Genomic DNA, 7,020 nt, shown 5'->3' with positions numbered 1-7,020 from the left:
AGCACAAAATCTAAGGAAAAAAGCAGCTTTAAAAGCTACTTTTTTGTTCTTTTTCTTCCCAAATGGCCAGTTCTGTGAAATAATCAACAAACAACTCACAAATCTATCGCATAGCCATATTTAATAAAAAAGCTGCCTCAATAAATTTGAGACAGCTTCTTTGTCTTATATTGAATTAAATAGACTAACGTGTACCCCCAGCCCACCAAACATTTTCAGTGTAGACATATTGTCCGTCGCCGTATGCTGCCTGAACATTTGGATTTGTTGTTGTATCGTCATTACCGTATGGTAAACGTAAAGGGAATTTACCAGGATTTTTAAGATCAATCCAGTTTTCGCCCAATGCTTTCCAAAGACGAATATTGTTGTACATTTCCGTAGATTCGCCAGACGCACCAAAGAAAGCTAGGTATTTTTGATTAGCGATCTCTTTTAATGGATTTGAAGCGAATAATGGTTTTACGCTATTTTCAAAATAAGAATCAATATTTGCATCTGTTATATCAGCTGATGTTTCCGTTATAGTACCATTGGCTAAAACAGTAGGCGCAACAAAAGCAGCATTTACAGAATTTTCAGAATTTTTAATAGCAGCTGTAACAGCAGCCTTTAATATCGGTTCAATCGATGAAGATCCTTTTCCTAATCTCTGCATTGCTTCAGCTTTAAGGAATAATAATTCATGATAACTTAAAAGCTGAGTAGAAGCGGTTTGGGAAAAAACAAAAGTAGAAGTTAAATAATGATATTGAACCTGTTCATTCTCACCATTTGGAGCCAGCAACTTATAAGAAGCGCTAGATGACGTCAGATCATTAACCTGAACCCAATCTGCTGTCATAAAGTTCCTTTTCAAACGTGGATCATTTCTAGATATCATTTTATCGGCAATACTTTTGCTCGCTGCCAATCCATCTCTTGACCATTGAAAATCAAACAATGGGTTCAGATTAGTTGTTCCATATTGATTAAAGGCCGCCTGCTCACTTGCATTTTGAAATGATTTATCGACATCCGATATAACATTATTCAACGCTGCAGTCTTATCAGACGTTACTTTTAAAAGACGCATTGCATATCTCGCTTTCAGTCCATAAGCAAACTTTAACCATTTTGCACCACTGCCACCATACAATAAATCTTGTCCAGCGGGGCCTCCAGAGCCATGTGTATCGCCCTTAGGAAGATTCTCAATTGCCTCATCCAAATAGGCGATGACTTGATTATATAAATCTTCTTGTTTATCCAATTTTGGATTTTTAATCTCTAATGGCTTAAACCCTTCTGAATATGGTGCATCACCAAACATATCTGTCAACAACGCCAAATTGTATGCCGCCATTACTTGTCCCATACCCAAAGTGGTATAATTACCTTCTTGCTTTCCGCCAGCAGAACATTTTTCAATCACCAAACGTGCATCTCTCAATGCTGAATAAACATTACCCCAAACATTGTTAAAAGTTGATGCTCTTGTTGGTTCGTTAGCACGGTGTTCGGCATTCCATAATTGATTATGTGTACCAACTTCATGTTCAACATAAGTGGATAAATAGGTATTAAAATCTCCACCAACATTGGAAAAAGCAGTTTTTGTGATAACATCAGTTAAAATGAATTTTGCCTGAACATCCGTCGGGTTATTTACATTTTCGTTTACCCTATCCATCGCATCCTCTGAACAGGATGTAAAGACCAATGGCGAAGCCAGTAGACCCATTGCCATTAATCCAACTATATTTAATTTCAATTTCATGATACTAATTCTAGAATTTAATATTTACACCAAGACCATAACTGGAAGTTCCAGGTAGAGAGAAACGCTCAAATGCCCCTGACATGTTAGTATTACCTTGAGAAACTTCTGGATCATACCCCTTTAATTCTGACCAAAGAATAATATTGCGTGCAAATGCGTTTACGTCAACTTTAATCTTCGAGTTTTGGTATACTGGATATCCAACCGCTACTTCACGCAATTTCACGAACGATGTTCCGAATATTGATGATTCTGAAATACTATTTTTTGCATTGAAATAATCAAATGCATTGGACGGATCGATCACAATATCATTTTTCTCGTACACCCCAGGAGAAACTTCTTTAACAGCAGGAACTTCGAACATAAATCCATCACCACCTCGGAAATCAGCTGATTTTTGAGTCACTCCATAGTAGTCCAAGATTCCAGCGGTACCATGATACATTTGTCCTCCATGTTTCCAATCTAGCACTGCAGAAAGTCTAATTTTTTTGTATTCAAAGTTGGTATTAAACCCTAAGTTAAAATCAGGTGAGACCTTACCAATAACCTTTTCCTCTCCAGCCTGTGGCATACCATCCGCATCCACCACAATTTGTCCAGCAGCATTTCTTAAATAAGATACACCGTAAATAACTGGGAATTTTTCTCCAATTCCTGCACGGACTTGGGGTTCAACGAAACCACCCATAAAAATACTATTAACACCTTCTGCCAATTCATCTACGTAGTTATCGATCTTAGTAAAGTTAAAAGCAAAATCCCATTTAAAATCGCCTGAGCGATATGGAGCAACGGCCAATGTTACCTCATGCGCATTAGTATGGATTTTACCGCCATTAGTTACAAGGCTCGAGTATCCAGTCGAAGCAGCTAATGGTACTTCAAAGATTTGGTCTTTTACATTTTGACGAGAGAATGTATAATTTAAATTGATTAAACCATTCCAGAAAGTCAAATCTGTACCCACCTCTATTGCTTGCGTATTTTGCGGTTTTAAATTTGGATCATATACAACAGTATATGGAGTATATGAAGTTATACCATCACTATTGATCGGATAGATTATAGGTGTCCCACTTGAAAATCCACCTCCATAGGTAGGTTTTGCATAGTAGCTTTCGTAATAATCTCCTGCTTGACCAACTTCTGCATAGGATGCACGTAATTTACCCATAGTCAAAACCGAGTTCTTAACTGCATCTAGTTCTGTGAAGACAAAACCTGCTGAAACAGATGGATAGAAGAATGAGCGATTATTACGAGGCATAGAAGAAACGATATCATTACGTCCTGTAGCATTCAAAAACAGCATGTTTTTATATGCCAAAGCTAAACTTCCAAAAGTACCGAAAGTACGTGTATTTCTTAAACTTTGACTTGCCGTAACCGAAGAAGCATTATTGATATTATTCCATTCTGGAAAGTTGAAATTCATACCATAGGCATAATCTTGTCTGCGATTACGATTTACGATCTCATTACCAACCATCGCATCAAAAACCAAATCGTCATTGATCTTCCAATTATACGAAGCCGTTGCTAAAGAGTTTAATTCCGTCACAGAATAATGGTAATTCTCTACTTCACCTCTACCATTTGCATGGCCATACCCCCAAAGATCAGTATAATTTGTCGTATAGGAATCCACCCCTAGTTGATACTTTAACGTTAGCTTCTGGTTATCGGTGAGGTTAGTCGCATATTGAGCAAAGCCATTACCAAAAAATCGCTGGTTGTCTTCTGAAAACTTATTATTATCGACAGCCCAATAAACGCCATCAAATCCACCAGTGGTACGATATGTATTTTGTTTGGTCGGATTATTCAAATAAGAACTAGGAATTCCCCCTAAATCATAAGATGCTGGGGCACCATACAATGTAGCGATAATACCATTATTTGCACCTGTCTGTTTTGTAATTTTAGAATGTATAAAATTACCAGTAAATCCTGTGGTAAATTTATCCGATAATTTAGCTTCGCCAGATAGCTTAGCCGTATAGCGATCCATGCCTGTAGAAGGAACAATACCATTTGCATTCGTCGCACCTAAAGACATCGCGTAACTACCTTTCTCAAATCCTTGCATAATATTCAAAGAGTTGTTAAAGGTATTTCCTACGTTGAAGAAATCTTTGGCATTATTATAGGCTTGTGGAGTAGCCCAAGGGTCTAAACCAGCATTTGCGCGCTGAGTAACATAGTATTGACCTTCATGTAACCCATACTGCTTGGTAAAGGCATTATCTTTGTTACCACCATATGTCGCATCGTTTGCCAACTCTTCTATCCTTGGCCCCCAAGAAGTAGATGCCATTGGAGCATATTTACCTCCAGATCCTTGAGCATAGGTTGTTTGGAAATCTGGCAAAACGGAAACCTTATCAAACGAAACATTGGAATTGTATGAAATTTGCGGCTTCCCTTGTTTTCCTTTTCCGCTTTTTGTCGTGATAATGATAACACCATTGGAGGCTCGCATACCATACAAAGCAGAGGCTGCCTGTCCCTTTAGAATATTGATGCTCTCAATATCATTAGGATCTATATCTAAACCTTTATTAGCATAATCAGAACCGGTCACACCATTTCCTGTTGAGACATCAGAAGTTGACGCTATCGGCATTCCATCAACTACATATAATGGTGAGTTATTTCCAGTAAATGAACGCGCTCCGCGGATTGTAATATTAGCAGAAGCGCCAGGCATCCCTGATGAAGGTGTAACTTGTACCCCTGATACTTTTCCTTGTATTGCTGTAGCCAAATTACTATTAGCAGCCTCTGTCAACTTATCCCCTTTTACTTCTTGTGTTGCATAACTTAAGGCTCGTTTTTGACGAGACTGTCCCATCGCTGTGACAACAACCTCTTCCAATGCATTGCTATGATTCTCTAAAGAAACATTGAACACCGTGTTGTTGTTATTCACAATAATGGTTTTATCATCAAAACCAACGGAACGGAATACAATAACCTTGCCTGCAGGCACATTCAATGAATAATTACCGTCAGCATCAGTCTGTGTAGCCTGATTAGTACCTTGTACAACTACTGTTACCCCTGGTATAGCTTTACCGTCAGCAGATGTAACACGACCACTAATCTTTTTTTCCTGAGCGAATGCGACCGAAGTCAGAATCATTCCGCCAACAAGAAAACTTAGTAATGTTTGTTTCATGTTTTAGTTAGTTAATTTTATTAATTTTTCTAATCCTATATATTGATATAAATTATATCCGTTAATACAACTGTCTAAACATAAATTGTGTAGACAATAAAACAGCAGCCTATCAAATAGACCATTGCAGTTCATTTTTTAACAGTTGAAAATATTATTGAAAAGCAGCCCTAGGTAGATGTAGGGCAATTCTTAGATAAATATCCAGCTGTAAATTTGCTCTTTTCAGCATTTACAGTAAATAATAGTTAGTGCGATTTTTATTAGCGGTGTCAAATATAGAAAGCACAAGTTGTTTTTACAAGTTTTTTAACATAATCCATCTAAATCAGTAAATACCGCAATAATTGGAAGTCAAATTTGCAAATTGTCACAAAAGAATCATTTTAGAATAAAAACTCATCAAAGCATTTTTAAACAGAATTTAATACGGAATCCAATATATTTAACAAAACATTAACAATGCCACAAGAAATCTTTGAGACATCATTCTTTTCATCGCGGAATCAAAAAGAGCATTAATTTATAATGATTCTAAACATATATTGGCAGAATGATAACCAAACTTTCATGACTTTATATCGATCCGCAACATGAAAAAGAACAAAAAATTTCGTCTGATCGATAGCACTTTAAAATCAAAAAAGACGCTCTACCTTCTCAGGCTGAGCGTCTTTCAGTTTGTATGAAATAAGTCCAGAGACGACTTATTTATTGATATTTAATCAATATACTCAAACTTAGTGTAAGGCACCAAAACTGCCGGAATCTTAATTCCTTTTTCAGTTTGATTATTCTCTAATATCGCAGCTACAATACGTGGCAAAGCCAATGCAGATCCATTTAGAGTATGTGCCAGCTGCATCTTGCCTTCCGAATTTTTAAAGCGCACTTTCAAACGATTCGCTTGGTAAGTTTCAAAATTGGAGACGGAAGAAACTTCCAACCAACGTTTCTGCGCAGAACTATACACTTCCATATCATAAGTCAATGCAGAAGTAAAACTCATATCTCCACCACATAAACGTAATACGCGGTAAGGCAACTCTAATTTCTGCAACAGTCCTTGTACATATAAACTCATCTCTTCCAGCACTTCATACGACCTTTCGGGATGTACAATCTGCACCGTCTCTACTTTGTCAAATTGATGCAAACGATTTAATCCACGTACATGTGCTCCGTAAGAACCCGCTTCCCGACGGAAACATGGTGTATAAGCGCAATGTTTTATTGGAAACTGGGCCTCTTTTACAATTTCGTCTCTATAAATATTAGTAACCGGAACCTCAGCTGTAGGGATCAAATAGAGATTGTCATTACCAACATAGTACATCTGTCCTTCTTTATCCGGCAATTGCCCCGTGGCAAATGCAGAATCTTCATTCACCAAAATTGGCACCTGAACTTCTTCGTATCCTTCTTCGGCAGCCTGATCCAAAAAGAAATTGATCAATGCACGCTGCAATTTAGCCCCTTTGCCTTTATAGATGGGAAAACCGGCTCCAGCAACTTTTACGCCAAGCTCTAAATCAACAATACCGTATTTGTTCAACAATTCCCAATGGGGCAATGCCTCCTCTGGCAACGCAGGGATTTCGCCATGGGTCAAAACAACTTCGTTATCGTCTGCACTTAAACCGGCCGGAACGGATTGATGTGGTAAATTGGGCAATTGTACGATCTTCTCATTCAATTCTGCCTCAATTGTACCCAATTGATCTAAAAGTTGCTTTACTTGCTCTTTATATCCCGAGGATTTGGATTTGACGGTTTCAGCTTCTTCTTTTTTTCCTTGCCGCATCAGATCTCCAATCTGCTTCGCTGCCGCATTAGCCTCTGCCGAAAGTGCGTCTGATTCCGATTGGATCCTACGGCGTTCTTCATCTAAACTGATGATTTCGTCGACCAATCCAATTTCCTTGAAATGCTTGACAGCTAATCTTTCGATCACCGTATCCCTGTTCTCACGGATATAATTTAATTGCAACATAATATAAATGTGTTATTTAAAATAGTGAACAAACTTAGATAAATTTGCCTTTATTTACAAGCTATTTTATTCCCACAA

General features: G+C 37.7%; 3 protein-coding genes. All 3 read right to left on the bottom strand.

Features of this window, described 5'->3' with window-relative positions:
• Nucleotides 1-184 precede the first annotated feature (184 nt).
• Entirely contained in the window at nucleotides 185-1,759 is a 1,575-nt protein-coding gene (locus tag B3139_RS09245) for a SusD/RagB family nutrient-binding outer membrane lipoprotein (RefSeq protein ID WP_293882165.1), read from the bottom strand.
• Nucleotides 1,760-1,769: 10 nt separating this feature from the next.
• On the bottom strand, nucleotides 1,770-4,949 hold the full coding sequence (locus tag B3139_RS09240; RefSeq protein ID WP_293882163.1) for a SusC/RagA family TonB-linked outer membrane protein: 3,180 nt from the start codon (nucleotides 4,947-4,949) through the stop codon (nucleotides 1,770-1,772).
• A 721-nt stretch (nucleotides 4,950-5,670) separates the two neighbouring features.
• Nucleotides 5,671-6,942 (bottom strand): serine--tRNA ligase, encoded by a 1,272-nt coding sequence (gene serS / locus B3139_RS09235; RefSeq protein WP_293882161.1) that lies wholly within the window; start codon nucleotides 6,940-6,942, stop codon nucleotides 5,671-5,673.
• Between the last annotated feature and the right edge of the window lie 78 nt (nucleotides 6,943-7,020).

It is taken from the genome of Sphingobacterium sp. UBA1498, assembly GCF_002325125.1.
Classification (GTDB): Bacteria; Bacteroidota; Bacteroidia; order Sphingobacteriales; family Sphingobacteriaceae; genus Sphingobacterium.
This window is presented reverse-complemented; position numbering and strand designations above follow the sequence as displayed.

Excerpts from the sequence above, each read along its gene's own strand:
- B3139_RS09245 (WP_293882165.1), bottom strand. The coding sequence starts at position 1,759 with ATGAAATTGAAATTAAATATAGTTGGATTAATGGCAATGGGTCTACTG.
- B3139_RS09240 (WP_293882163.1), bottom strand. The coding sequence starts at position 4,949 with ATGAAACAAACATTACTAAGTTTTCTTGTTGGCGGAATGATTCTGACT.
- serS (WP_293882161.1), bottom strand. The coding sequence starts at position 6,942 with ATGTTGCAATTAAATTATATCCGTGAGAACAGGGATACGGTGATCGAA.